The 23768-nt window shown below is 40.2% G+C and carries 23 protein-coding genes and 1 pseudogene; 20 read left to right on the top strand and 4 right to left on the bottom strand.

From position 1 onward, the window contains the following. Positions 1-26: 26 nt before the first annotated feature. The 6 genes from G574_RS0105245 to thrS all read left to right on the top strand — a co-directional run bounded on the left by G574_RS0105245 (position 27) and on the right by thrS (position 6998). On the top strand, positions 27-1478 hold the full coding sequence (locus G574_RS0105245) for an alpha-amylase (protein ID WP_017770013.1): 1452 nt from the start codon (positions 27-29) through the stop codon (positions 1476-1478). Between the two features lie 72 nt (positions 1479-1550). Beyond that, positions 1551-2549, top strand: a complete 999-nt coding sequence (locus G574_RS0105240; protein WP_029691278.1) for an LTA glycolipid anchor biosynthesis glycosyltransferase, IagA/BgsA family — start codon at positions 1551-1553, stop codon at positions 2547-2549. A 1-nt stretch (position 2550) separates the two neighbouring features. Beyond that, complete coding sequence (locus tag G574_RS0105235) at positions 2551-3903, top strand: glycosyltransferase family 4 protein (RefSeq protein ID WP_029691277.1); 1353 nt, start codon at positions 2551-2553, stop codon at positions 3901-3903. Positions 3904-4352: 449 nt separating this feature from the next. Next, entirely contained in the window at positions 4353-4496 is a 144-nt protein-coding gene (locus G574_RS11520; protein WP_156828107.1) for a hypothetical protein, read from the top strand. Between the two features lie 212 nt (positions 4497-4708). Then, the gene (locus tag G574_RS0105225) at positions 4709-5035 is read left to right on the top strand and encodes a nucleoside triphosphate pyrophosphohydrolase family protein (protein ID WP_029691276.1); all 327 of its coding nucleotides are present in this window, start codon (positions 4709-4711) and stop codon (positions 5033-5035) included. Between the two features lie 13 nt (positions 5036-5048). After that, entirely contained in the window at positions 5049-6998 is a 1950-nt protein-coding gene (gene thrS / locus G574_RS0105220; RefSeq protein WP_029691275.1) for a threonine--tRNA ligase, read from the top strand. Positions 6999-7099: 101 nt separating this feature from the next. On the opposite strand, the gene G574_RS0105215 is transcribed toward thrS, so the two are convergent. After that, the gene (locus G574_RS0105215; RefSeq protein WP_029691274.1) at positions 7100-7975 is read right to left on the bottom strand and encodes a LysR family transcriptional regulator; all 876 of its coding nucleotides are present in this window, start codon (positions 7973-7975) and stop codon (positions 7100-7102) included. A 170-nt stretch (positions 7976-8145) separates the two neighbouring features. Between G574_RS0105215 and G574_RS0105210 the strand changes: the two genes are divergently transcribed. Both G574_RS0105210 and G574_RS0105205 read left to right on the top strand, forming a co-directional pair. Beyond that, complete coding sequence (locus G574_RS0105210; RefSeq protein ID WP_029691273.1) at positions 8146-8697, top strand: DapH/DapD/GlmU-related protein; 552 nt, start codon at positions 8146-8148, stop codon at positions 8695-8697. Between the two features lie 21 nt (positions 8698-8718). Further along, entirely contained in the window at positions 8719-9765 is a 1047-nt protein-coding gene (locus G574_RS0105205; protein ID WP_029691272.1) for a zinc-binding dehydrogenase, read from the top strand. A gap of 195 nt (positions 9766-9960) precedes the next feature. On the opposite strand, the pseudogene G574_RS0105200 reads toward G574_RS0105205, so the two are convergent. Next, positions 9961-10416 (bottom strand): annotated as a pseudogene (locus G574_RS0105200) (transposase); the annotation flags it as partial. A gap of 293 nt (positions 10417-10709) precedes the next feature. Beyond that, positions 10710-10856, bottom strand: coding sequence for a hypothetical protein (locus tag G574_RS11515; RefSeq protein ID WP_156828106.1), 147 nt, complete (start codon positions 10854-10856; stop codon positions 10710-10712). A 356-nt stretch (positions 10857-11212) separates the two neighbouring features. On the opposite strand from G574_RS11515, the gene G574_RS11100 reads away from it, so the two are divergent. The 11 genes from G574_RS11100 (at position 11213) to G574_RS0105130 (ending at position 21420) form a co-directional block, all read left to right on the top strand. Further along, positions 11213-11512: a hypothetical protein gene (locus tag G574_RS11100; RefSeq protein WP_051130538.1), complete on the top strand. Its 300-nt coding sequence runs from the start codon at positions 11213-11215 to the stop codon at positions 11510-11512. Positions 11513-11795: 283 nt separating this feature from the next. Continuing rightward, positions 11796-12785, top strand: a complete 990-nt coding sequence (dhaK, locus tag G574_RS0105185) for a dihydroxyacetone kinase subunit DhaK (RefSeq protein WP_029691270.1) — start codon at positions 11796-11798, stop codon at positions 12783-12785. 12 nt (positions 12786-12797) lie between these two features. Continuing rightward, on the top strand, positions 12798-13382 hold the full coding sequence (dhaL, locus tag G574_RS0105180; RefSeq protein WP_029691269.1) for a dihydroxyacetone kinase subunit DhaL: 585 nt from the start codon (positions 12798-12800) through the stop codon (positions 13380-13382). After that, the gene (dhaM, locus tag G574_RS0105175; RefSeq protein ID WP_029691268.1) at positions 13375-13749 is read left to right on the top strand and encodes a dihydroxyacetone kinase phosphoryl donor subunit DhaM; all 375 of its coding nucleotides are present in this window, start codon (positions 13375-13377) and stop codon (positions 13747-13749) included. Before dhaL ends, dhaM begins: the two co-directional genes overlap by 8 nt. Positions 13750-13836: 87 nt before the next feature. Further along, positions 13837-14811: a DUF3114 domain-containing protein gene (locus G574_RS0105170; protein ID WP_029691267.1), complete on the top strand. Its 975-nt coding sequence runs from the start codon at positions 13837-13839 to the stop codon at positions 14809-14811. 22 nt (positions 14812-14833) lie between these two features. Next, on the top strand, positions 14834-15520 hold the full coding sequence (locus tag G574_RS0105165; protein WP_029691266.1) for a response regulator transcription factor: 687 nt from the start codon (positions 14834-14836) through the stop codon (positions 15518-15520). Beyond that, positions 15510-16958, top strand: coding sequence for a sensor histidine kinase (locus tag G574_RS0105160; RefSeq protein WP_029691265.1), 1449 nt, complete (start codon positions 15510-15512; stop codon positions 16956-16958). Before G574_RS0105165 ends, G574_RS0105160 begins: the two co-directional genes overlap by 11 nt. Before the next feature lie 90 nt (positions 16959-17048). Continuing rightward, positions 17049-17645 (top strand): PepSY domain-containing protein, encoded by a 597-nt coding sequence (locus G574_RS0105155; protein ID WP_029691264.1) that lies wholly within the window; start codon positions 17049-17051, stop codon positions 17643-17645. Positions 17646-18176: 531 nt separating this feature from the next. Beyond that, entirely contained in the window at positions 18177-19250 is a 1074-nt protein-coding gene (gene holA, locus G574_RS0105140) for a DNA polymerase III subunit delta (protein ID WP_029691262.1), read from the top strand. An 80-nt stretch (positions 19251-19330) separates the two neighbouring features. Then, positions 19331-19936, top strand: a complete 606-nt coding sequence (sodA, locus tag G574_RS0105135) for a superoxide dismutase SodA (protein WP_029691261.1) — start codon at positions 19331-19333, stop codon at positions 19934-19936. A gap of 389 nt (positions 19937-20325) precedes the next feature. Then, the gene (locus tag G574_RS0105130) at positions 20326-21420 is read left to right on the top strand and encodes a serine hydrolase (protein ID WP_084677578.1); all 1095 of its coding nucleotides are present in this window, start codon (positions 20326-20328) and stop codon (positions 21418-21420) included. 105 nt (positions 21421-21525) lie between these two features. On the opposite strand, the gene queA is transcribed toward G574_RS0105130, so the two are convergent. After that, a complete protein-coding gene (queA, locus tag G574_RS0105125) occupies positions 21526-22572 on the bottom strand; it encodes a tRNA preQ1(34) S-adenosylmethionine ribosyltransferase-isomerase QueA (protein WP_029691259.1) in 1047 nt (348 codons plus the stop codon). Positions 22573-22736: 164 nt separating this feature from the next. On the opposite strand from queA, the gene G574_RS0105120 reads away from it, so the two are divergent. Further along, a complete protein-coding gene (locus G574_RS0105120; protein WP_029691258.1) occupies positions 22737-23438 on the top strand; it encodes a glucosamine-6-phosphate deaminase in 702 nt (233 codons plus the stop codon). Positions 23439-23768: the final 330 nt, after the last annotated feature.

Below are 23768 nucleotides of genomic sequence, written 5' to 3'. Positions count from 1 at the left end.
ACTTGTTAAGAAAAGAGATAATAGAGATGAATGAAACCCTCATGCAATATTTTGAATGGTATTTACCAGCTGATGCCAAGCATTGGCAACGTCTCGTAGATGACATTGACACTCTAAAAAAACTAGGTGTCAATAAGGTCTGGATGCCACCTGCTTTCAAAGGCACTGGGTTGGAAGACGTTGGCTACGGTGTTTATGATCTTTTCGACTTGGGAGAATTTGACCAAAAAGAAACGGTCCCAACCAAGTATGGCACGAAAGAAGAGTATCTTCAGGCTACCAAAGCTTTGAATGAGGCTGGGATCATGCCAATCGCTGATGTGGTTTTAAATCACAAAGCTAATGGTGATGAGAAAGAACGCTTCAAAGTGTTGAAAATGAACCAAACGAATCGTCAAGAAGCGATATCAGAGCCTTACGATATCGAGGCTTGGACTCATTTTCACTTTCCAGGACGACACAAGCAGTATGATGATTTTGAATGGCACTGGTACCATTTTTCAGGCATGGATTATGATGCCCTTCATAATGAGACAGGGCTTTATATGGTTATGGGTGACAACAAAGGCTGGGCAAATCAAGAAACCGTTGACGAAGAAAATGGTAACTACGATTACTTGATGTTTAATGATGTTGATTTTAGGCATCCTGAAGTGGTCGAGAATTTAAAAAAATGGGTTGCTTGGTTCTTGGAAACCAGTCAAGTCGGCGGTTTTCGCCTAGATGCTGTTAAGCACATAGACTCGGAATTCATGTCAGATTTTATTCGTTTTGTCCGTGAAAACTTCAAAGAGGACCTCTATGTTTTTGGAGAATATTGGAAAGATGATACGGATGAAAAAATGGATTATCTGGGCGATGTTGATTTTCAGTTTGACTTGGTAGATGTGGGCTTGCACATGAATTTCTATCAGGCTTCCCAAGAAGGTCAGAATTTTGATTTGTCCCAAATTTTGGAAGGTAGTTTGATGAAAACTAAGCCAGAATTTGCTGTTACGTTTGTGGATAATCACGATTCTCAAAGGGGGCAGTCCTTAGAATCAACGGTTGAGGAATGGTTTAAACCGCTAGCCTATAGTATCATCATGCTGCGCCAAGAAGGCAAACCTTGTCTTTTTTATGGGGACTACTACGGTATCGAGGGCGATTTTGCGCAGCCATCTTTCAAAGAGATTATCGACAAATTAGCTTATCTGCGCCAGCACCATGTTTATGGGGAACAAGTCGAATATTTTGACCATCCAAACTGTATTGGTTGGGTGAATTTGGGCAATGAAGAGCACCCAGAGCCACTTGCTGTTGTCATGTCAAATGGCGACGCTGGTTGGAAAGATATGGAACTTGGTACTCTGCACGCTGGAAAGGTGTTTAGCGATTATTTGGGGCATTCTGATCAAGAAGTGGTGATTGATGATCAGGGATGGGGAAGATTCCCAGCTGAAGCAGGATCAGTCTCTGCTTGGTTGCCAAATGCTTAAGAAATCAGTCTTCGGACTGATTTTTTGTTTTTGTTACTGAAAATGTTTTCTAAATAGGCTATAATAAGATTTATGAAAGTATTACTCTATTTAGAAGCGCCGGATCAACTGAGTAAATCAGGTATCGGTCGGGCGATTAAACATCAGCAGAAAGCTCTTGAAATAGCTGGTATTGACTATACTATGGATCCTCAGGATGATTATGATATTGTTCATATCAACACTTACGGTATCAAAAGTTGGCAGTTATTAAGACGGTCTCAGAAAGCTGGCAAGCGAGTGATTATGCATGCGCATTCAACTAAGGAAGACTTTGAAAATTCTTTTATTGGTTCTAATATGGCTGCTCCTCTTTTCAAGCGCCATTTGATGCGTTTTTATCAAGCAGCAGATTACTTGATTACACCAACGGACTACTCGAAGAGACTAATTCAGTCTTACGGGATAACGACACCTATCTCAGCTATTTCAAATGGCATTGACCTCAGTCGTTACCAACAAAGTGACAGTAAGGAAGCTATCTTTCGTGCCCACTTTAACCTCAAATCATCAGATAAAGTGGTTATTTCTGCGGGTCTCTTTTTTGAGCGTAAAGGGATTTTGGATTTTGTTAAGGTCGCCAAACTTATGCCGGAAGTGACTTTTATTTGGTTTGGCTATATTAACCATTACCTCATTCCAAGCCATATCAGAAAAATTGTCCAAGGTGACCATCCTCAAAATGTGATTTTCCCCGGCTATATCAAGGGTGATATCTATGAAGGTGCCATGACAGGTGCCAATGCCTTTTTCTTCCCAAGCCATGAAGAAACAGAAGGCATTGTCGTTTTAGAAGCACTTGCTAGTCGACAAAATGTTTTGCTAAGAGACATCCCTGTGTATGAAGGATGGATAGATGAAAGCTCTGCCTATTTAGCCAGAGATGTTCTAGGCTTTGTGCGTGCTTTAGAAAAGATACTATCGGGGCAAATGAGCAAAACAGAAGCCGGTTATCAGGTAGCTGCCCAAAAAGACATTCAGGTAGTCGCGGAAGCATTAGCGGCTGTGTATCAAAAAGTAATGGAGCTGTAGAATGAGAGTAGGCCTTTTTACAGATACCTATTTTCCACAAATATCAGGTGTCGCGACAAGTATCAAAACGCTGAAAACAGAACTTGAGAAATTAGGGCATGAGGTTTTTATTTTTACGACAACAGAAAAGACGATTCGTGTTGATGAAGACCCGACGATTATCCGTTTACCTAGCGTGCCTTTTGTTGCTTTCAGTGAGCGGAGGGTTGTCTATTCGGGGCTGTCTTCAGCCTATAAGATTGCCAAGGAACACCATCTTGACATCATTCATACACAGACGGAGTTTAGTGTGGGGATTTTTGGCTGGATGATTGCCAAAGAATTGGGGATTCCTGTAGTACACACCTACCATACGCACTATGAAGACTATGTCCACTACATTGCTAAAGGCCGTCTTATCAGACCCGGAATGGTTAAGTATTTTGTGCGTAATTTTCTTAGAGATTGTGATGGGGTTATTTGCCCCAGTCGTATCGTTTTAAACATTCTTAACTCTTATAACGTTAAGATTCCTAAACGGATCATCCCAACAGGTATCGAATTGGAGCAGTATAAACGTCCGGAAATTACCACAGAGGATACCGAGGATTTGAGACAAAAACTTGGTATAGCGCCACATGAGACTATGCTCCTTAGTTTGTCTCGAATTTCTTATGAGAAAAATATTCAAGCCATTTTACGTGCATTGCCATTTGTACTTGTCCAAAATCCTAACGTTAAATGTGTCATTGTTGGAGATGGTCCTTATCTTTCTGACTTGATGAGCCTTGTCGCCCAACTAGGTCTAAATAATCATGTTATTTTTACAGGAATGGTTGCACAAGAACAGACAGCTTATTATTATAAAGCAGCAGACTTTCTTGTGTCAGCATCAACGAGTGAAACCCAAGGACTGACTTACACAGAAAGCTTAGCCAGTGGCACACCAATCATTGCTCAACGGAACTCCTATTTACAGGATCTTTTAAACTATCCCATGCTTGGTTATCTCTATGATAGCAGTGACCAATTGGCAGAAGCAATCGTCACAGCTATTGCAGAAACCCCACCGATGACCAAGGAGTGTTTAGAGCAGAAGTTATACGAGTTATCAGCAGAACGTTTTGGTTTATCAGTTTATGAACTTTATGTAGATGCGATTATTTCTAAAAATTATCAAGTGAACACCAGTCCTTTTGCCATAGATGGCAAAAAAAAATATACGCATATCAAGATAATGCGAAACACCTTTGGGGTGCCATCTATGGTTGTTAAAACAACAGCTCAGACTTCTGTGAAAGTCTTAAGAACACCGAAGCGTTTTGTCGACAGGGTGCGTAATCTGTCTTTACGGGATACTGATGCTGACAAGTAATGTTACAATAGCCGTGTGGCCATGTTTCAGTCTAATAGCAGACTCTGTCTCGTTCGGTGTTTAGGCTTTTCAAAAATATAGCGTTTTTACTGGAGATAAGCGATAGGTAGGAGTTATTGTCATCTGTGTCATGCATTAAAGATAACCGTTTTATGCGTTTGCTACCGGGTCGCGCCTTATTAACTTGACAAACCTACAAAATGTGATATCCTAGCATTAGGAGACATGTCTGTCAGGTATCATTTTTAAGAGAGTGTCCGGTTGCTGTGAGGACATAGATGATCTGATGCGATACTACTTCATATAATTTTATGCAAACATAAAAGGGTGGTTCCCTTATCGCCATTCTGAGGTCATCAGACTTTTTGTGCTGGTGACGAAAGAAGGTGGAACCACGTTACGACGTCCTTTTGTGAGGGCGTCGTATTTATTTTGGAGGAGGTGAGAAGATGCTTTATCTCATCGGAGGTTCACCTTGCAATGGGAAATCAACCATCGCAGCCCATTTAGCGGAGCGCTATCAACTGATCCCTATCAAATTGGATGATTTGGTGAAAGATTTTACCAGAGAGGCTAGAAAAGAGGACATCTGATCAAATCTGGTTGATAGAACCTGTCGCAATGGCGGAGGAAGAATGGAGATATTCTCTTTGCACAACGGTGTCGCTCTGAGGCAAAAATCGTCTTAACTGTACTTGCTAACAGACGGCAGCTGAACGATTGAAGAGATGACGGAGCGAGTTGCTGATATTCTTGACCTATTTAATCGTTAAGCTACCTATTTAGACAAAAGAAGGAGAAAAGCATGTCTGCTATTCCGAAAGAAACAATTGAACGCTGTCGATCCATTCGTAGGGCATACAGGGAGCTGGAACTCAAGCACCACGACAAAGAGTGGTCCATTGAGGAAGATCTTTTAGCTCTAACTAATGATATTGGCAACATGAACCGTCTGATTATGACCAAGCAAGGACGTTATTATGATGAAACACCCTATCACTTGGAGCATAAACTGGCAGAAAATATCTGGTGGTTGATTGAACTGGCTAACCGTCTCGATATCGATATTCAAAAAGAAATGGAAACCTTTTTAGCTCAAAAAGAAGAGCTATTGGGATTAAAAAATAAATAAAAAGGAGATAACCATGATAAATATTACTTTCCCGGATGGAGCTATTCGTGAGTACCAAGTTGGTGTGACAACTTTTGAAATTGCAGAGAGCATCAGCAAGTCTTTGGCGAAAAAGGCGCTTGCTGGTAAATTTAATGGTAAACTGATTGACACCACTCGTACTATTGAAGAGGACGGCACGCTTGAAATCGTCACTCCAGACCATGAAGATGCTTATGAGGTGCTCCGTCACTCAGCAGCTCACTTGTTTGCACAAGCAGCTAAACGTCTCTTCCCTAACCTTCGTCTAGGTGTTGGTCCTGCTATCCAAGATGGTTTCTACTACGATACTGACAATGAAGCAGGACAAATTTCAAACGAAGACCTTCCTCGTATCGAAGAAGAAATGCAAAAAATCGTTCGTGAAAACTACCCATGTATTCGTGAAGAAATTTCAAAAGAAGAAGCGCTTGAACTTTTCAAGGATGACCCTTATAAAGTAGAGTTGATTAGTGAGCATGCTGACGATGCTGCAGGTTTGACCATCTACCGCCAAGGTGAGTTTGTTGACCTTTGTCGTGGCCCACACATCCCTTCAACAGGTCATATCAAAGTCTTCAAACTGCTCAATGTAGCAGGTGCTTACTGGCGTGGAAATTCTGACAATGCCATGATGCAACGTGTCTATGGTACCGCTTGGTTCGATAAAAAAGACCTTAAAAATTACCTTAAAATGCGTGAAGAAGCTAAGGAACGCGATCACCGTAAACTTGGTAAAGAACTCGATCTCTTCATGATTTCACAAGAAGTTGGACAAGGGTTCCCATTCTGGTTGCCAGATGGTGCTACTATCCGTCGTACATTAGAGCGCTACATCACTGATAAAGAGTTGGCTTCAGGTTATCAACATGTTTACACACCACCTCTTGCTTCAGTAGAATTATATAAAACATCAGGACACTGGGATCATTACCAAGAAGATATGTTCCCAACTATGGATATGGGTGATGGAGAAGAAATCGTTCTTCGCCCTATGAACTGCCCACACCATATTCAAGTTTATAAAAATCATGTACGTTCATACCGTGAGCTGCCAGTACGTATTGCCGAACTTGGAATGATGCACCGTTATGAAAAATCAGGTGCCCTCACAGGGCTTCAACGCGTGCGTGAAATGACCTTGAACGATGGCCATATTTTCGTAACGCCAGAGCAGATTCAAGAAGAATTCCAAAAAGCGCTTCAACTGATTATTGATGTTTACGAAGACTTTAACTTAACGGATTATCGCTTCCGTTTGTCATACCGTGATCCTGAAGATAAGGAAAAATACTATGACAATGATGCCATGTGGGAAAATGCTCAAAGCATGCTCAAAGCAGCCCTTGATGAGATGGGATTGGATTACTTTGAAGCAGAAGGCGAAGCAGCCTTTTACGGTCCAAAACTTGATATTCAAGTGAAAACTGCTCTTGGTAACGAAGAAACCTTGTCAACTATTCAACTTGACTTCCTTCTTCCAGAACGCTTTAACTTGTCATACATCGGTGCTGACGGAGAAGAGCATCGTCCAGTTATGATTCACCGTGGTATTATCTCAACCATGGAACGCTTCACTGCTATCTTGATTGAAACCTACAAAGGTGCTTTCCCAACATGGCTTGCGCCACATCAAGTCACTGTTATCCCAATCTCAAACGAAGCTCACATTGACTACGCTTGGGAAGTAGCAAAACAACTGCGCGATCTTGGTATCCGTGCCGATGTTGACGAACGCAACGAGAAAATGCAGTACAAGATTCGCCAAAGCCAAACCAGCAAAATTCCTTACCAATTGATTGTTGGGGATAAAGAGATGGAAGATAAATCTGTTAATGTCCGTCGTTATGGTAAAAAACAAACCCAAACGGTATCTGTTGAAAGCTTTATTCAAGCTATTCAAGAAGACATTGCCCGTAAATCTCGTCCAGTTGAAGAAAACTAATATTTCTGAGAAGTCCGAAAGGGCTTCTTTTTTGTGCAGAAAAAACTCCCAAGTTGTCAAAATAGAATAGACTAGATTTCTTTAGAAAGCTGATTGTCATTTTACTGGACATTCGTATCAGAAATTTCTTTTAAAATTTTTAAAAACTTATTGGCGACCCTAGATTGATTGTTTTGTTTTTTCCAGAGAACTTGTAGAGGGTCATGGTTACCTTCTTGTAATTTTATAAATTTTAGTTGGCTATATTCATCAGTCAGGACAATGCCGTTCAAGCAAAGTGCAACACCAACACCTACTTTGACAAGAAGGGCAGCATTATATAGAAGATTATAAGTTGCAACAATGCGATAATCACCAACTTTATCTAGTTCTTCAAAGGTGATGTTGGGCTGAGCAGATACTATCAGTGGATATTTGATGATATCATGAAGTTTTGGGGTCTGAAGAGTGGCTAAGGGATGATTTTTTGGAACAAGTATCCCCCAAGAATCTCTATTTGGAAGAGGTAAGTGATTATATTTACTTTCATCAAAAGCACCAAAGGTTATACCGATATCAATATTGCCTTGGTCTAAATATTCTTGTACATAGTCAGTGTTACCACTAAGAATGTGTACTTTAACTTCTGGATAGGTAGTGGTCAATTTTTTTACGGCTCGTGCCATGATATCCAGAGATTGGCTTTCCGCGGCTCCAATACTAAGTTCACCCGAAATACCATCGTTTCTACGGATGTTATTTTCTGTTTTATTGACTAAGGATAGAATTTCTATGGCACGATTGTAAAGGTAACGCCCGTCTTCAGTTATCTGAATTTCTCGGCTACCACGATCGAAAAGTTGAGTTTCTAATTCTGTTTCCAAGTCTCGAATTTGTCGAGAAAGGGTTGGCTGTGTGATATGCAAGGCCTTGGCGGCATTAGATATAGATTTGGTTTGTACGATTGTGACAAAGTAATTAAGAACACGGATATCCATTACTAGCTCCTAGTGTTTTTTTAGAATTATTATACCACAACGTATGCCTTATAGGCATACATAGAACATAAAACAAGTATTTGATTATAGGTTGTGCATGTAATAAAATATCTAAAGAAAACAGGAAAGGAAACATTAACTAAAATAAGGTATGAAGTATGCATCAAAAAATTAAATCGTTCATTGAAACAGGAGAAATCATTAAAAAAGGAGACATTGTTTATGAACTTATTCACGAAATTACTGCTGAAACCTTACCGCTTATAGAAAAATTGAATACAGAAGTCCAAAGCGAAGCGAGTAAGCGTGACTTGCTGGAAAAAATCATGTGTAAGAAGTTGGATGATACGACGTCAATTGCATTGCCTTTCCGAACGGATTTCGGACGCCATCTTTCCATCGGTAAGGAAGTTTTTATCAATACGGATGTGATGATGACAGATTTAGGTGGGATTGTTATTGAGGACAAGGTCTTGATTGGTCCTCGTGCTATGATTATCTCAGTTAATCACCCTCAAGAATCATCACTGCGACGGGGCTTAATTTTGAAATCCGTCCATATTAAGAACAATGCCTGGATTGGTGCGGGAGCAACTATATTACCAGGGGTGACGGTTGGTGAAAATGCTATAGTAGGTGCTGGAAGTGTTGTGACAAAGGATGTACCTGATAATACAACTGTTGCAGGTGTACCTGCTAAAATTATAAATACCAATCATTAATTTTTGGAAGGAAATATTAAATTGAAAACTGCTATTTTTGAAAAAGCTGGGTCAATGATTATCGAAGAGGTTAATAAACCAACGATTCAAGCACCGGATGACGCCATTATAAAAATTGTCCGTGCCTGTGTTTGTGGCTCGGACCTCTGGTCATACTCACATGGGGATGTTAAAGAAGGTCATTCTGTCAATTCTGGACACGAGGCACTTGGTATAGTTGAAGAAGTTGGTCCCGAAGTGACAGATATTCATCCCGGAGATTTTGTCATTGTACCCTTTACGCATGGTTGTGGTAAATGCGATGCCTGCCGTGCTGGATTTGACGGCACTTGTGATAATCATGTAGCTCCGACCAACTGGGGAAACGGTTACCAGGCAGAATACCTACGTTTTCACTATGCGAACTGGGCACTGATTAAAGTACCTGGTCAGCCATCTGATTACTCAGAAGATCTGCTGAAGTCTTTACTGGCCTTGGCAGATGTCATGCCTACAGGATATCATGCTGCGAGGGTAGCACCAGTGAAACAAGGCGACAAGGTCGTTGTGATTGGAGATGGCGCTGTCGGTCAATGTGCCGTTATTGCTGCTAAAATGCGAGGTGCGTCTCAAATCATTATGATGAGCCGTCATGAAGAACGTCAGAAATTAGCCCTTCAACTGGGTGCAACTGCTGTTGTTGCTGAACGTGGTGAGGAAGGAATTGCAAAGGTGCGTGAAATTTTAGGTGGAGGAGCGGATGCTGCCCTTGAGTGCGTTGGTACAGAATCTTCTATTGAACAGGCACTGGGAGTCCTTCATAATGGTGGTCATATCGGCTATGTTGGTATCCCTCACTACAATAATCGTCCGATTGGCTCGACGTTTGCACAGAATATTTCCTTCGGCGGTGGTTCAGCATCGGTCACTACCTATGTCAAAAATGAATTACTCGAAGCCGTCTTGGATGGAAGGATTAACCCTGGTAAAGTTTTCACAAATACCTATGATTTCAGTGAAATTAACCAAGCCTATCAAGATATGGCGGACCGTAAAGTGATTAAATCTATGTTGATTGTTTCTGAGTAACCGTTATCTCATAAATTCGTTCGCTCAGAAATCTGGAATATTATCAGCACTATTTTGTCCTTTAACATAGTCACTTTCTGTCAACTAGCAGAATGATTTATAGAGAAGTCCGTTAGAATAATATAAAAGAGTCTGGGAGAAAAGTCTATCAATCATAAAAAATCAGAGATTCACGTTTGATGTGAGTCTCTGATTTTAATGTCTTATCATTCTTGTATTGTATTTCAGTAGGTTATTGGCCATAAGAACCAATCCCATGTCAATTTTTACTTGACGTTTGCCTCTTATTTGACAACGCTTGTAACCCAAACAAGCCTTTATCTGCCCAAAGACAGGCTCCGCATCAACTTGATGTTGTGCGAAGATACGACTACCTTCTTCAGATAAAAGCGCTTGCCTCTCTTTTCGCTTTAATTTTTGGTATCTCTGGTTGACATAGAGCCCTTTCTGAGGGACTAGCTTAGGATAATCCGCTTTGTAAACCCTGATTTCCTGTTCAAATCCAGTAGTTGTTCTGCTGTGTTTGACATAGTCAAAATGATAATCCCAACCATCAGGATGTGTGTAGGTATCACTGATGTCATCATTAAGCCAATTATCTAGATTCTTTGGAGATTGTTTCTGATTTCCTTTCTGCTCCTTATCAAATATAATCTTAGGATGATAAGATGGACGATCAAAGGTGTGGTAGAAGTCATCGAAACCATCTTCCTCTAGTTCATTGACCACTTTTTCAATTGTGAAGACAATGTGGTCTTGTGGTAAGTAAGAGCTAAGTTCAAGTGGCAATGTGGTTTGTGTTATTGTGAATATGCATGAGATAGACTTTCTAATATTTTCTTAACAACTAGATTTTATCAAGACTATCTCGTCAATACAAAAAGCAGCGGCATCAAAACCGTTACTCATTGCTTTAATCAAGAAGACTTTTGTCCCAGACTCTTTTAGTGTGATTTGTTTTTGAGATAAGCATAGGAAGCTAGAGCGAGTCCGCCTCCGGTGGCAGCACCTAAAGTAGTATTGTTGAACCAAGCGGCAACAACTGCCCCAATGAGCACGCTAATTAATAAGTAAAGTAGTAATTTCGACATAACAACCTCCTTAAAGGCATTCTAACAAAATAAGATTAGCTTTTCAAGAATGCTTCCTAACAGGTGAGATTTTTTAAATTATAGATATTTGCTAGAAATAGCTTGCCAAAAGTTTCTAATCAGTATAACAGCCTTGATATCATTTAAGTATCTTGTTTCTGCTACGGTACTTTCTTTAATTGTCTATCTTTTTGTAAAAAAAGAAGTCTGGTTATCACTTGCTTTGAAGCTAGGTTTGTTTGCAGTACTAGTATTTGCTATTATTCCTTCAAGTGTTCATTTATCAGATTCAATTGAGCAGAATTATGAATCTTCCATTTCTCAAAGAATAAAAAGCTGAGAACAATAATGCCAAAGTGGAGAAGTCTGCTTCTAAAAATAAAGATAAAAATATTTGGGATGAGATTACCTCAAAAGTAAAATCTTCTTCGAATAACATTGTCACTCAATTTGAACGTACTTTAAGTCATATGATTGATGCTGTAGCTGTTCTATTAGTCACATCATGTCTTATTCCGATTCTAGTTTTGTATAGTTTTATTAAAATCATAAATCTCATCTTTGGATTAAGTATTAGTACAAGAAAGGCAAATTACACGCTGGTTAAAAGTGGTATTAATAAGCTCAAGAATAAAAGACGTGCCATTGCGTCATAAATGATGCCGATAAACTAGGAACTCATAAGGGTTTCTTTTTTAGTTGAAAGCTGTTTCAAGATGATGTGGCAGTCAGGCATAGTTATTGAAAAACAAGTTGAAAATGATATAATGTAAGCGTAATCATTTTGGTGGATTGGGGAAACCTTTTCTTAACTGAAGAAAGAAACTATTTTGCAAGAGGACCATCAGAAAGGGGATAGTGGTTGGTGTAATGACTGTTTAACTGCCATATCCATTCTGATGATCTTCCAGGAAACTATGCTATTGAAAGGAATTACAGATGAAAAAGATTATCAATCGTCCAGAAGATGTTGTGACAGAGATGCTTGACGGTATCGCTTATATTCATAATGATTTGGTAGAGCGCCTTGACGGTTTTGATGTTATCGTTCGTAAAGCTGAAAAATCTGGTAAGGTTGCCCTTATTTCTGGAGGTGGTTCTGGCCATGAACCATCTCATGCTGGTTTTGTTGGTCAAGGGATGCTGTCCGCAGCGGTTGCCGGTGCTGTCTTTACGTCACCAACACCGGATCAAATTTTAGAAGCCATCAAGGCAGCTGATGAGGGGGCTGGTGTTTTCATGGTTATCAAAAACTATTCTGGTGACATCATGAATTTTGAAATGGCACAAGAAATGGCTGAAATGGAAGATATTGCTGTAGATAGTATTGTGGTGGATGATGATATTGCCGTCGAAGATAGCCTTTATACACAGGGACGCCGTGGTGTAGCTGGTACGGTACTTGTGCATAAGATTCTAGGTTACGCAGCTGAGCAAGGTAAATCTCTAGAAGACATCAAGGCATTGGCTGAGCGTTTGGTACCAAATATTAAAACCATTGGACTGGCGCTTTCTGGTGCAACAGTTCCTGAAGTTGGAAAACCAGGCTTTGTGCTCGAAGAAGATGAATTTGAGTATGGTATTGGTATTCACGGCGAACCTGGTTATAAAAAAGAAAAATTACAACCGTCTGCAGAATTGGCTAAAGAGCTTGTGACTAAATTACTGACTGATTTTGATGCTAAAGAAGGAGATGAATTTGCGCTTTTAATCAATGGTATGGGAGCAACGCCGCTGATGGAACAGTATGTTTTTGCTAATGATGTTTCTCGGTTATTAGAAGACAAGGGCGTCAAGGTTGCCTATAAAAAATTAGGGGACTACATGACATCAATCGATATGGCAGGTCTTTCTTTAACATTGGTCAAAGTAGATGATTCAGAATGGGTAACTGCTCTTAACGCACCAGTGACGACCCCAGCATGGTAGAAAGGATTTTTTATGACACCAGAAAAAGCAATAGAATGGATGCGTCTCTTTAATGGCAAGCTTCAAGAAAACAAGGCTTATCTTAGTGACCTAGACACGCCGATTGGAGATGGTGACCATGGTGGAAATATGGCGCGTGGCATGGCTTCGGTTATGGAAAATCTTGATGGTAAAGATTTTGCTTCAGCAGAGGAGGTCTTTAAAGTGGTTTCCATGCAGCTGATTAGTAAAGTTGGTGGTGCCTCTGGCCCCCTATACGGCTCTGCTTTTATGGGATTGACTAAGGCCTTGAAAGCAGGCGAAGATCTTACCAAAGGTCTTCAAGATGGTCTTGAAATGATTCAAAAGCGTGGTAAGGCTGAAGTGGGTGAAAAAACAATGGTGGATGTCTGGACACCAGTCCTTGGGGCTATCAGTGAAGGTCAGTTGACCGAGGAACTTGTGGATAAGGCTGTGGAAGCGACCAAAGACTTGAAGGCAACCAAGGGTCGTGCTTCCTATGTCGGTGAGCGCTCAGTCGGTCATATTGATCCAGGGTCTTACTCTTCAGGTTTGCTTTTTAAAGCGCTGATAGAAGCGGAGGTGCTTAATGGCTGATACAGGTATTGTGATTGTTTCGCATTCTAAGAATATTGCTCAAGGCTTGGTTGATCTGATTTCGCAAGTAGCTAAAGACGTTGCCATTACTTATGTTGGTGGAACGGAAGATGGTGGCATTGGCTCAAGTTTTGAACAGGTTCAAGCGATTATTGAGGATAATCCTAAAGAGCAATTACTAGCCTTTTATGATTTAGGGTCTGCTCACATGAATCTTGAAATGGCTGTGGATTTCTCAGATAAAGAGATTCTCATTCAAGACGTGCCTATTGTAGAAGGGGCCTATACCGCAGCAGCTCTTCTTCAAGTAGATACTCCTCTAGAAGAAATCCAAAAACAATTGGTTGATTTAGCTATTCCAAAATAAGAAAGAAAGCCGAGGAAACTCGGTTTTTTGACTACCCAAAGAGCTTAATAAGTGCCTTTATGAAAGGGAATTTGTTACAATGAAACTATGATACAGTATACACAAGAAGAATTACATCACCAAGGTTGGTCTCAGGCAGTACTTAATAGCCTCTCTACAGAAATGACAGCAGAAACTGACCTTAGTATAGGTAGCCCTGCTTTCATGCGTCTCTGGGATAAGAGTCGATCTTTGATGCAGCCCAAAGAAGTTTTGGAGGCCTTGGTAAACCTCATTGACATGCCAGGTGAATTGACTGGAAAACTTGCCCAGAATCAAGAACTGGTCACCAAGATAAGTGATGATTTGGCACCCGATGCTCCTTTTTGGAAGGCTTTAGCTGATCTTGTTTCAGTTGTTTTTCCTGAAGAGCAGTTGTCGCAAAGTGGCGATCTGGCAAGGCGAGTACACCAATGGCGCTATATTATTTCTAGCCATCAAGCGCAATATGTTCGCTATCACTTTAAGAAAAATGGCATGACCGATCAAGAAGCCTTGGCGCTTTATTTGAAAGATAAGCAAAGAAGCTGTTTCTTTTGCCAAGGGGATTACAGTTTAAAGGAGTCCTCACGTCTGCACAATAAAATAGCCGTCCGCGATGGTCAAGTGACCTATCCGGATGGCTATTCCTCCGCTAATAGCAAGGTCTTACTGGGTTTTCATACAGAGTTTATCCTAGACAGTCAAGGAAACTTTTTAAACGAGACTGATGCAGAAAAGGTGACTGAAAACGGTATTGTCAATGGCGCAAGCTTTAACTATGGAACGCGTGGCAAACGCCATTGGCAATTAGATGTCGATCCTGTTCGTAGGCATGATCCTATGTTTCGTAAAGCTACTAATCGAGGGTTTCGAGCGCCCAATCGTAGCCGTAGATGGCCATTTTTGGCAAAAGGAGACTATGAGTTGAGTTACTTTAATCCTGAAGGACTCTATAGTCTCAATCAACAAAGTAGCCAGAAACGGGTCAAGCAGGAAATGCGAACCTTTAAAGAAATGATAAAAATGGCTAAAAGAACCTAGCCTAGAAGATAGAGAAACCTAAATGAAGATGATTTATGTAGCGGATGATGAAAAAGCCATCCGAGACCTCATTGCCACTATTTTGCAAGAATCAGGTTTTGTTGTCAAAACCTTTGAAACAGGTGACCAGCTATTATTAGCTTTTATAGAAGAAGCAGCAGACGTTGTGGTTCTGGATGTTATGATGCCAGGGACGAGTGGCTTTGGGATCGCTCGAAAGTTACGCGAACGCTCATCGGTTCCGATTATCTTTTTAACTGCCCGAGATACTGATCACGATTTTATTGACGGCTTTGCAACTGGAGCTGATGATTATTTTACCAAGCCTTTTTCTCCAGTAAAATTGACTCTTAGAATCAAAGCGATTCTAGCTCGTCAAAAGGATATGATCACTGCTAATTCTTTGGTGTTTGAAGGTTTACGATTACATCCAGAGTTACCAGAGATGGTCTGGAACAATCATGACCTCCGCTTAACAGCCACTGAATATAAGGTTATGAGGTTGTTATTATCGGAGCCTAATCACACCGTTTCCCGTGAGCAATTGCTAGAAGAAGTCTGGGGCTACCAAGCAGATGTCGAGACACGAGTCACTGATGATACGGTCAAACGATTGCGTAAAAAATTAAGACAGGTGGATAGTCATGTCATTATTGAAACGGTTTGGGGATATGGCTTCAAGCTAGGAAGGAAATCAGTTGCGCTTTAAAACATCAAAGCCTCGCCTAAAAAATCGGTTGTTTTGGCAACCCTTACTCTTGATACTGGTGGTGTTTGGGGCTTTGCTCTTGCTGTTTAACTTGTCTGTTCGTCAGCTAATCGAAAGACAGACGCGATCAGCGATTCAAGAGCAATTTAATCGTCTAGACTTGCTATATCGTTCTGAGGCCTTAAAGACGTCGTCCGAGAGTTTGATTAGCACATCCTACGTTATCTTAGATCAAGATTTTCACCTACTCTATACCTCGTCTGGGTTATCCCATCAAGAGGATGACGATGTTGCCGAAGCTATTACGGATCATGTTCAAGGTGAGCAATCATTGTGGCAAGCTTGGCAAACAGCACCGACCAATAGAACATCACTGTCACACTTAGAGCAGCGGTCAGCCTTGATTGAAGTTGAGGACGATCAGTATCAGATCCGTCTGCAAAAATATTTTGGGCACCTAAATGGCAACTATATCCAGCAGTCAGATATCAAGGATGCTGAAACTTACTATGTTATTGCATTCGCCAATGTGACAACGGTTTTAGTATGGTTGAACCAGTTAAATAAATTAGTAGCTATATTATTAGTTATGAGCGCTGGCCTACTAGTGGCTTTACTTTGGTTATCTAATTTGAACACACGACGTGATTTTTGGCATTTTACAAGTTATTTGGAGAAGATTGGGAAACGTCAAGAGGGACGACAATTGCCGCAATTTAAATTCAAAGAGTTTGAGGAACTTGGCCTATCAGCTCAACAGATGGATCAGTTGATCAGTAGCTCTCAGGAAACCCAGAAACGCTTCTTTCAAAATGTTTCTCACGAACTGCGAACTCCCTTAACCTCTGTTAATGGCTATGCAGAAGCTTTAAAATCAGGTGCAGTGTCAGATGTTCAATCGGCATCAGAAGTGATTTATAAGGAAAGTCAGCGGATGACAGAATTGGTTGACCAATTATTAATTTTGTCGAGATTGGAATCCATCCAGGATAGTGTCCAGAAAGAGACTTTTTCTTTAAATGATTTCTTATATGATTTATCTTGGCGTTTTGAGCAGCAACTTCAGAAACGCCACCTACAGTTGCGCTATCAGTTACCAGAATCTTACCAAGAGATAACAGCGGACGAAACCTTATTAGAAAGAGCCCTTTCGAATGTGATTAGTAATGCTATCCGCTATGCGAGGACACAAATTGTTTTAGCCTATGATCTTACAGACGAGCAGGTCATCATCCGTATAACCAATGATGGTGAGCCGATTTCAGATGAGGATAAAGAACATTTGTTTGAGCGTTTTTATACTGGCAAATCGGGTCAATTTGGCATTGGTTTAGCGATGACAAAAGCGATCATAACCCAACATTCGGGGCGTATTTGGGTAGAGTCTTCTAATCAGGAAACGTGTTTTATTATCGCACTCCCCATTCATAGTGCCTAACTTTTGCCACACTTTTACACCAAAGCAACCAAGATTTTTCGTGACAGAGAGGCTATACTATATTTATCATTAAAAGAAAAGAGAAGACAGATGAAAAAATTAATCGGTTCAGGCCTTGGTCTAGTAGCAGTAGCGGGATTAGCTTTTGGAGGTTACTACGCTTACCAACAATCCCAATTTCAAATTTCAGAATCTAAGGCTGTCACGGCTGCTATGAGAGATGCTAATCTTTCAAAAAATGATGTGACTAAGACTGAAGTGGACAAAGAGATTGAAGATGGTATGGCCGTCTATGAGATTGATTTGACAACAATAGACGGTGATTACGACTATGTGATTGATGGTGAGACTGGCGATATTATTTCGCGTGACATCGATCGCAACACGCTAAACACATCAACAAGTGCATCGACCTCTGCTAATCAAAATTCCTCTGAGCAGAGTGCTCCTCAAGCAACACCTTCAGCTAAAATATCTGCTGATCAAGCTAAAGAGATAGCTCTCAAAGATGCTAATCGTTCTGAAAGTGATGTGACAAATCTAACAGTTGAAGAAGAGATTGATAATGGTAAAGTCTACCTAGATGTTTCATTTGATGATCCAGCTAATAATCGTGATTACAGCTATGACATCGATGGGGAAACGGGAGCCATCGTGACAAAAACAGAAGATCCTTTAAATGACTAATGATTTGTAGAAGTAGCTCAACTCCCTTGGACGAATGACGCAGCTATCTTAAGGTAATCTTGGACAGGCTTTTAAGAGTGAAAAATTATCAATAAGCTAGAATAAAAAAGCAAAATCGAGTGCTTATAAGGTTCTGAATCCAATCGCTATAAAGCTAAAGAGAGTTTGTTCAGCAAGCTCTTTTTTGCTATTTTAAAGCTTGAGTGGATCTCTTTTTTCTTTGTAACTAGGCATCGCGTCTCATTATCTTGTGGGTCCAAAGGTTTCCGGCACTTTTGACTTGAACCATAGGCGCTGCAGTAGCACCAATCATTTCCTCTCTTCAAACAGAAATTCTTTCTGTACTATTAAAGGGGTATCTGATGTTTCCCGCTTTTATGACGTTTTTTGGTCTGATAGAACTAGTGGGTCTGAATTGGGGAGTCTTAGGGAAATGGAGAGCTGTTAACAAAGTCTCTTAGAAATCGTTGAAGGCGCTCCGGTCTCTATCTTCTCTTAGCCTGATAACTGATTTTATGCTACAATCTCAGTATGATTGCAATCACCAAAATCGAAAACTTATCTCCGAGTCATTTGCCTCAAATTAGTCTTGTCACAGGGGAAGATCTAGGCCAATTTACTCAGATGAAGGAACGCTTCTTAAAACAGATTGCCTATGATCCTTCTAACTTAACGATGGCTTTCTTTGATTTAGCTAATAGTACTTACAGTGATGTCGCCTTAGAATTAGAAAGCCTCTCTTTTTTTGCTGAAGAAAAAATTGTCATTTTGGATAATTTTTTAGACTTGACGACTGCTAAAAAAGCCTATTTATCGGATGTTGATTTAAAACAATTTGAAGCCTATGTGGAAAATCCAGTAGAAACGACACATCTTATCATTTTCGCTCCAGGAAAATTGGATGGCAAGAGACGTCTGGTTAAACGGTTGAAAAGAGATGCAAGTTTATTTGAAGCGGCTCCTTTAAAAGAACAAGAACTTAGGGACTATTTACGCACTTACGCAAGCCAGAAAGGGTTACAGTTTGAGGGAGACGCCTTTGAGGCCCTCTTAGTCAAATCGAACTTTGATTTCTCTGATAGCCTAAAAAATGTGAGCTTTTTAGAATCTTATAAAAAATCAGGAAAAATTGTGTTAACGGACATTCAGGAAGCTATTCCCAAAACCCTACAGGACAATATTTTTGATTTAACCCAGTTGGTTTTAGCTAACGATGTTGATGCTGTTCGTGATCTGAGTCGTGATCTGCGATTGCAGGGCGAAGATGCGGTGAAATTGATGGCAGTGATGATCGGCCAGTTTCGGATGTTTTTACAGGTAAAATTACTAGTCCAGCAAGGAAAGCAGGAGAGTCAGATCGTTGATGACCTTTCAGAACTCTTCGGACGTCGCGTAAATCCCTATCAGGTCCGATTTGCCCTTCGAGATGCATCATCCTTATCTCTACATTTTCTTCAAGAATGTCTTAAAGCACTGATTGAAGCAGATTATCACGTTAAAAAAGGGATGCTCGACAAAGATTATCTTTTTGATATTGCTCTTTTAAAAATGATGTCGTTAGCAGGAAAGTCTTCTTCGAAGTTTGAAATAAGTATTACTAAATAGCGTTATAAACAAATTTCTTGAAAGCAGTCTCAAAAAGCGATAAGATAGTAGTATCAAATAAATGAAAGAGGTTACTAAATATGGCAATTACACTACCAGATCTTCCATATGCTTACGATGCGCTGGAACCACAAATTGATGCAGAAACAATGACCCTTCATCACGACAAGCACCACGCTACTTATGTAGCAAATGCTAATGCCGCTTTGGAAAAACACCCCGAACTTGGAGATGACGTTGCAGCACTCTTATCGGATGTTGACAGCATTCCAGAAGATATTCGCCAAGCCCTCATCAATAATGGCGGTGGTCACCTTAACCACGCATTGTTCTGGGAACTTCTTTCACCAGAAAAGACAGAAATCACAGAAGATGTCAAGGCTGCTATTGATGACGCTTTTGGTTCATTTGACGCCTTCAAAGAGGCCTTTACGGCGGCAGCAACAACACGTTTTGGTTCAGGTTGGGCATGGTTAGTTGTTAATGCAGAAGGAAAACTTGAGGTGACATCAACTCCAAACCAAGATACTCCACTTATGGATGGTAACACGCCAATCCTTGGTTTAGATGTTTGGGAGCATGCTTACTACCTCAACTACCGCAATGTTCGTCCAAACTACATCAAAGCATTCTTTGAAATTATTAACTGGAATAAAGTTGACGAACTTTACAAGGCTGCTAAATAGTTTGAATGAAACTGCGACGTTTTTTCGAGGAAACGATATTTTTCCGAGAAAAAACTAGTCAGTCCTCTAGGAAAGCCTATCGAGCTTTCCGTGTTACAAGGAGCGACTAGCCCTTGTAGCTGAGGAGTGGGAATAAAGTTGATGAACTTTACAAAGCTTAAGTTGTAATGAATCCAGTGGAACACTGGTTGGACTCTCAGAGAAAGCGGATATTTGAACTAACTGGATCATGACGATTAAAGAGTGGGGAAACCTACTCTTTTTTGCTGTGACCATTTTTTAGCTAACAAATGAGATAAGTTAGTAAAAAACAAAGGAGCTATTTTTTGCAAGAAAATGATTGAAAAAAATCAATTTTCCTTTATAATATTAGGAGTTAGGGGAAAATCGTGAGTTTAAAAAAAATTAATCAGATATTACTTACTGCCATTGCAGTTAGCTTGGTGTTATTAGTGGTTGTTGGGTATGAAGATTACATTAAGCCTTTTTTTATCGCTGAAAATAAGACAACAAAACAATCAAGCGCCAAATCATCATCTTCAACAAAACCGACTAAAAAAGAGACATCATCAAAACTTAAAAGTGATTCTCTTCCAGAAAAAACACAAGCTGAAAAAGATGCTGCTGTGGCCGCTGATTTAGGTGTCATGACAAGTTATGGATTAGCCTTTGATTATGCGCATATGACTTTACCAGAAGTTGTCAAAGCCTATATGGATCAGCAAGGTATTGATCATTCGAATATTGCGTTTTCTTACAAAGATTTAACAACTGGTCGTACCTATGAACTTAATGAAACGCAAGAGATGACAGCGGGATCTACTTATAAGTTACCGTTGAATATGCTTGTTGTTGATAAAGTTGATAAAGGTAAGTTGTCAATGACGAAACGCTATGACATTACAGATACGTACTATGAGTATCGACCAGAGCATGATTCCTATGTCGCAGCTTTTAATGGTGCTATGACAATTCCAGAAATGCAACAATATTCCTTGGTTTACTCAGAAAATACACCAGCCTATGCCCTATCCGAGCGTTTGGGTGGCATGAAAAAAGCCTATAAACAGTTTGGTCGCTATGGTCAGTCAAAAGCTGATATCAAAACGATTAAGCAGGAAGGAAACAAAACGACGACGAATTATTATATTCAAGTGTTAGATTATCTCTGGAAACACAAGGAAAAGTATAAAGACATCCTTTATTTCCTAGATCAGTCTTTCCCTGGAGAGTACTATGAGACCTACCTTCCTTATGTGCAAGTGTATCAGAAACCAGGTTATGTTCGTGAAGCTTTAAACATTGATGCTATCGTTATGGAGGAGAATCCTTATATGGTTGCCCTTTATACGCGTTACCTAGGAGGATCTGATGAAAATTCATCTGAGATTAATCCATACGGCTATAATCAGCTGACACAAGTCGCCTATGTGATTAATGAATGGCACCGTGTTAATATGAATGGCCTAACAAAGGAAAAATAAGAATTGTAACCCCTTCAAGCATTGAAAAAAGACACTACTTTTAGCCTTTTGGCTAGAGGTGGTGTCTTTTTGGCTTTTTTGAACATTTTAGAGGAGTGTTTTTGTCTAATCTTTAGGTTTTGGACATTGTAAAAACATGGCATCTCCAAAGCTAAAGAAGCGGTATTTGTCGTCTACAGCATGCCGATAGGCTTCTAAAACGAATTCTCGACCTGCAAAAGCAGAGACTAACATGACGAGAGTTGATTTTGGCAGATGGAAATTGGTCGAAAAGGCATCGACAACAGAAAAAGTGTAGCCGGGTTTTATAAAAATGTTGGTCCAGCCAGAGTCAGCTTGAAGCCTCCCCTGAAACTTTTTACCGATGGTTTCTAAGGTTCTAATCGATGTTGTTCCGACAGCAACAATGCGACCACCGTCTTCTTTCACAGCATTAAGGATATCGGCAGCTTCTTGGCTGAGTTGATAAAATTCTGAATGCATTTCATGCTCATCAACATTGTCAACAGAAACAGGTCTAAAGGTTCCGAGACCAACGTGCAAGGTCAGATAAACTAGTTTGACACCTTTTTCTTCAATACGTGCTAATAATTCTGGCGTAAAATGCAGACCAGCGGTTGGTGCAGCAGCGGATCCATTTTCTTTGGCATAGACAGTTTGATAACGATCGCGATCTTCTAGTTTCTCGTGGATATATGGTGGTAGGGGCATTTCGCCTAAACTCTCTAAGACTTCAAGGAAAATTCCGTCATAAGAGAAGCGGACGATACGACCACCGTGATCGAGCACCTTAGTAACCTCCGCCATCAGTCGTCCATCTCCAAAAGATACTTTTGCTCCCACTTTAAGGCGTTTGGCTGGCTTAGCAAGAACTTCCCAGTCATCTCCTTCAGTATTTTTGAGTAATAAAAATTCCACATGACCATGTGTTTCTGATTTTTCTCCGTAAAGGCGCGCTGGCAGAACTCTCGTATTGTTCATAACCAAGGCATCTCCAGGATTAAGGTAATCAATAATATGATCAAAGTGTGTGTCTGTCATCTCTTTAGTAACGGGGTCTAAGACCAGTAATTTGGAACTGTCTCGTTTTTCTAGAGGTGTTTGGGCGATCAGTTCTTCGGGAAGATCAAAATCAAAGTCGTTCGTATTCATGCTATCTCCTTGCATTATCTATTTTTCATTTTTACATTAGGACTATTGTAACACTAGTTGAGAGATTTGTTTAGCCAATCGTTTATTAGGATTATACTTGACAAAAATTGGTATATACCATATAATAAAAATGAAGATTGATATAGACCAATTAGGAGGAAACTATGAATATTATCACTGTAAAAGATGCGCAAGAAGGCGGAAAAGTTGCTTTTGAACTATTAGCAGAAAAGATGGCAACAAAGATCAAAACGTTAGGACTAGCGACAGGTTCAAGTCCACTTGGCTTTTATGAAGCTATTCGTCAATCGGATTTAGAATTTTCAGATATGGTCAGTATTAATTTGGATGAGTATGTTGGGATCGATGACCAAAATGAACAGTCGTATGCCTACTTTATGCAAAAAGAATTATTCGATGCCAAGCCCTTTAAGGTGAGTTATCTACCTGATGGTAAAGCGGACGATTTAGAGGCGGCTGCTAAAGCCTACGATCAAATCATTGCGGAAAACCCTATTGATTTTCAAATTCTAGGCATTGGGCGAAATGGGCATATTGGCTTCAATGAACCCGGAACATCTTTTGATGAAACGACTCATATTGTCGATTTGGCACCATCAACCATTGAAGCTAATAGCCGTTTTTTTGACAGTATTGATGAGGTTCCTAAACAAGCTATGTCCATGGGGATTGCTTCCATCATGGCTTCTAAGACGATCGTTTTGATGGCCTTTGGCGCTGAGAAAGCTGAAGCGATCAAACAAATGATTCAAGGTCCTGTTACGGAAAGCTTACCTGCTAGTGTCCTACAAAAGCATAAGGATCTTGTTGTCATCATCGATGAAGCAGCCGGTAGCAAACTCTAATAAATAAGATAAATCATAGACAAATGTCCTGGACTCAGACCGAGGACAAACTGGATTTTGTTCTCAGAAAACTCTGATAGAAATACAAAAAATCGGCGTTTTTGGAGATCGAAGTGAGCTCTAAATCGAGACTTTCTACCTCAAACACCCTAGAAAACTACTTGAGGTGGCAAATTAAGAAAGGCAACGATATTATCCGCTTAGAGGCGGCGGGATAAAAAGGTATGAGAACCATTTAAGTTGTCGCTTGGAACTAACAAGGCTGAAAACTAAGATAAGGCATTCCAAAGGAAGACGCTAGTATCCACTCTCGAGTCAGAAAAGGTTAAA

Origin of the sequence: Streptococcus hyovaginalis DSM 12219 (assembly GCF_000420785.1) — a bacterium.
Classification (GTDB): domain Bacteria; phylum Bacillota; class Bacilli; order Lactobacillales; family Streptococcaceae; genus Streptococcus; species Streptococcus hyovaginalis.
Note: the sequence above shows the minus strand (reverse complement) of the source record. Positions and strands in the feature narration are given on the sequence as shown.

Bases quoted from the DNA above. Each gene is read 5' to 3' on its own strand.
- dhaL (WP_029691269.1), top strand. From the start codon at position 12,798: ATGACACCAGAAAAAGCAATAGAATGGATGCGTCTCTTTAATGGCAAG.
- G574_RS0105120 (WP_029691258.1), top strand. From the start codon at position 22,737: ATGAATATTATCACTGTAAAAGATGCGCAAGAAGGCGGAAAAGTTGCT.
- queA (WP_029691259.1), bottom strand. From the start codon at position 22,572: ATGAATACGAACGACTTTGATTTTGATCTTCCCGAAGAACTGATCGCC.
- G574_RS11520 (WP_156828107.1), top strand. From the start codon at position 4,353: ATGCTTTATCTCATCGGAGGTTCACCTTGCAATGGGAAATCAACCATC.
- G574_RS0105225 (WP_029691276.1), top strand. From the start codon at position 4,709: ATGTCTGCTATTCCGAAAGAAACAATTGAACGCTGTCGATCCATTCGT.
- dhaM (WP_029691268.1), top strand. From the start codon at position 13,375: ATGGCTGATACAGGTATTGTGATTGTTTCGCATTCTAAGAATATTGCT.
- holA (WP_029691262.1), top strand. From the start codon at position 18,177: ATGATTGCAATCACCAAAATCGAAAACTTATCTCCGAGTCATTTGCCT.
- dhaK (WP_029691270.1), top strand. From the start codon at position 11,796: ATGAAAAAGATTATCAATCGTCCAGAAGATGTTGTGACAGAGATGCTT.
- G574_RS0105245 (WP_017770013.1), top strand. From the start codon at position 27: ATGAATGAAACCCTCATGCAATATTTTGAATGGTATTTACCAGCTGAT.
- G574_RS11515 (WP_156828106.1), bottom strand. From the start codon at position 10,856: ATGTCGAAATTACTACTTTACTTATTAATTAGCGTGCTCATTGGGGCA.
- G574_RS0105165 (WP_029691266.1), top strand. From the start codon at position 14,834: ATGAAGATGATTTATGTAGCGGATGATGAAAAAGCCATCCGAGACCTC.
- sodA (WP_029691261.1), top strand. From the start codon at position 19,331: ATGGCAATTACACTACCAGATCTTCCATATGCTTACGATGCGCTGGAA.
- G574_RS0105170 (WP_029691267.1), top strand. From the start codon at position 13,837: ATGATACAGTATACACAAGAAGAATTACATCACCAAGGTTGGTCTCAG.
- G574_RS0105240 (WP_029691278.1), top strand. From the start codon at position 1,551: ATGAAAGTATTACTCTATTTAGAAGCGCCGGATCAACTGAGTAAATCA.
- G574_RS0105235 (WP_029691277.1), top strand. From the start codon at position 2,551: ATGAGAGTAGGCCTTTTTACAGATACCTATTTTCCACAAATATCAGGT.
- G574_RS0105215 (WP_029691274.1), bottom strand. From the start codon at position 7,975: ATGGATATCCGTGTTCTTAATTACTTTGTCACAATCGTACAAACCAAA.
- G574_RS0105155 (WP_029691264.1), top strand. From the start codon at position 17,049: ATGAAAAAATTAATCGGTTCAGGCCTTGGTCTAGTAGCAGTAGCGGGA.
- thrS (WP_029691275.1), top strand. From the start codon at position 5,049: ATGATAAATATTACTTTCCCGGATGGAGCTATTCGTGAGTACCAAGTT.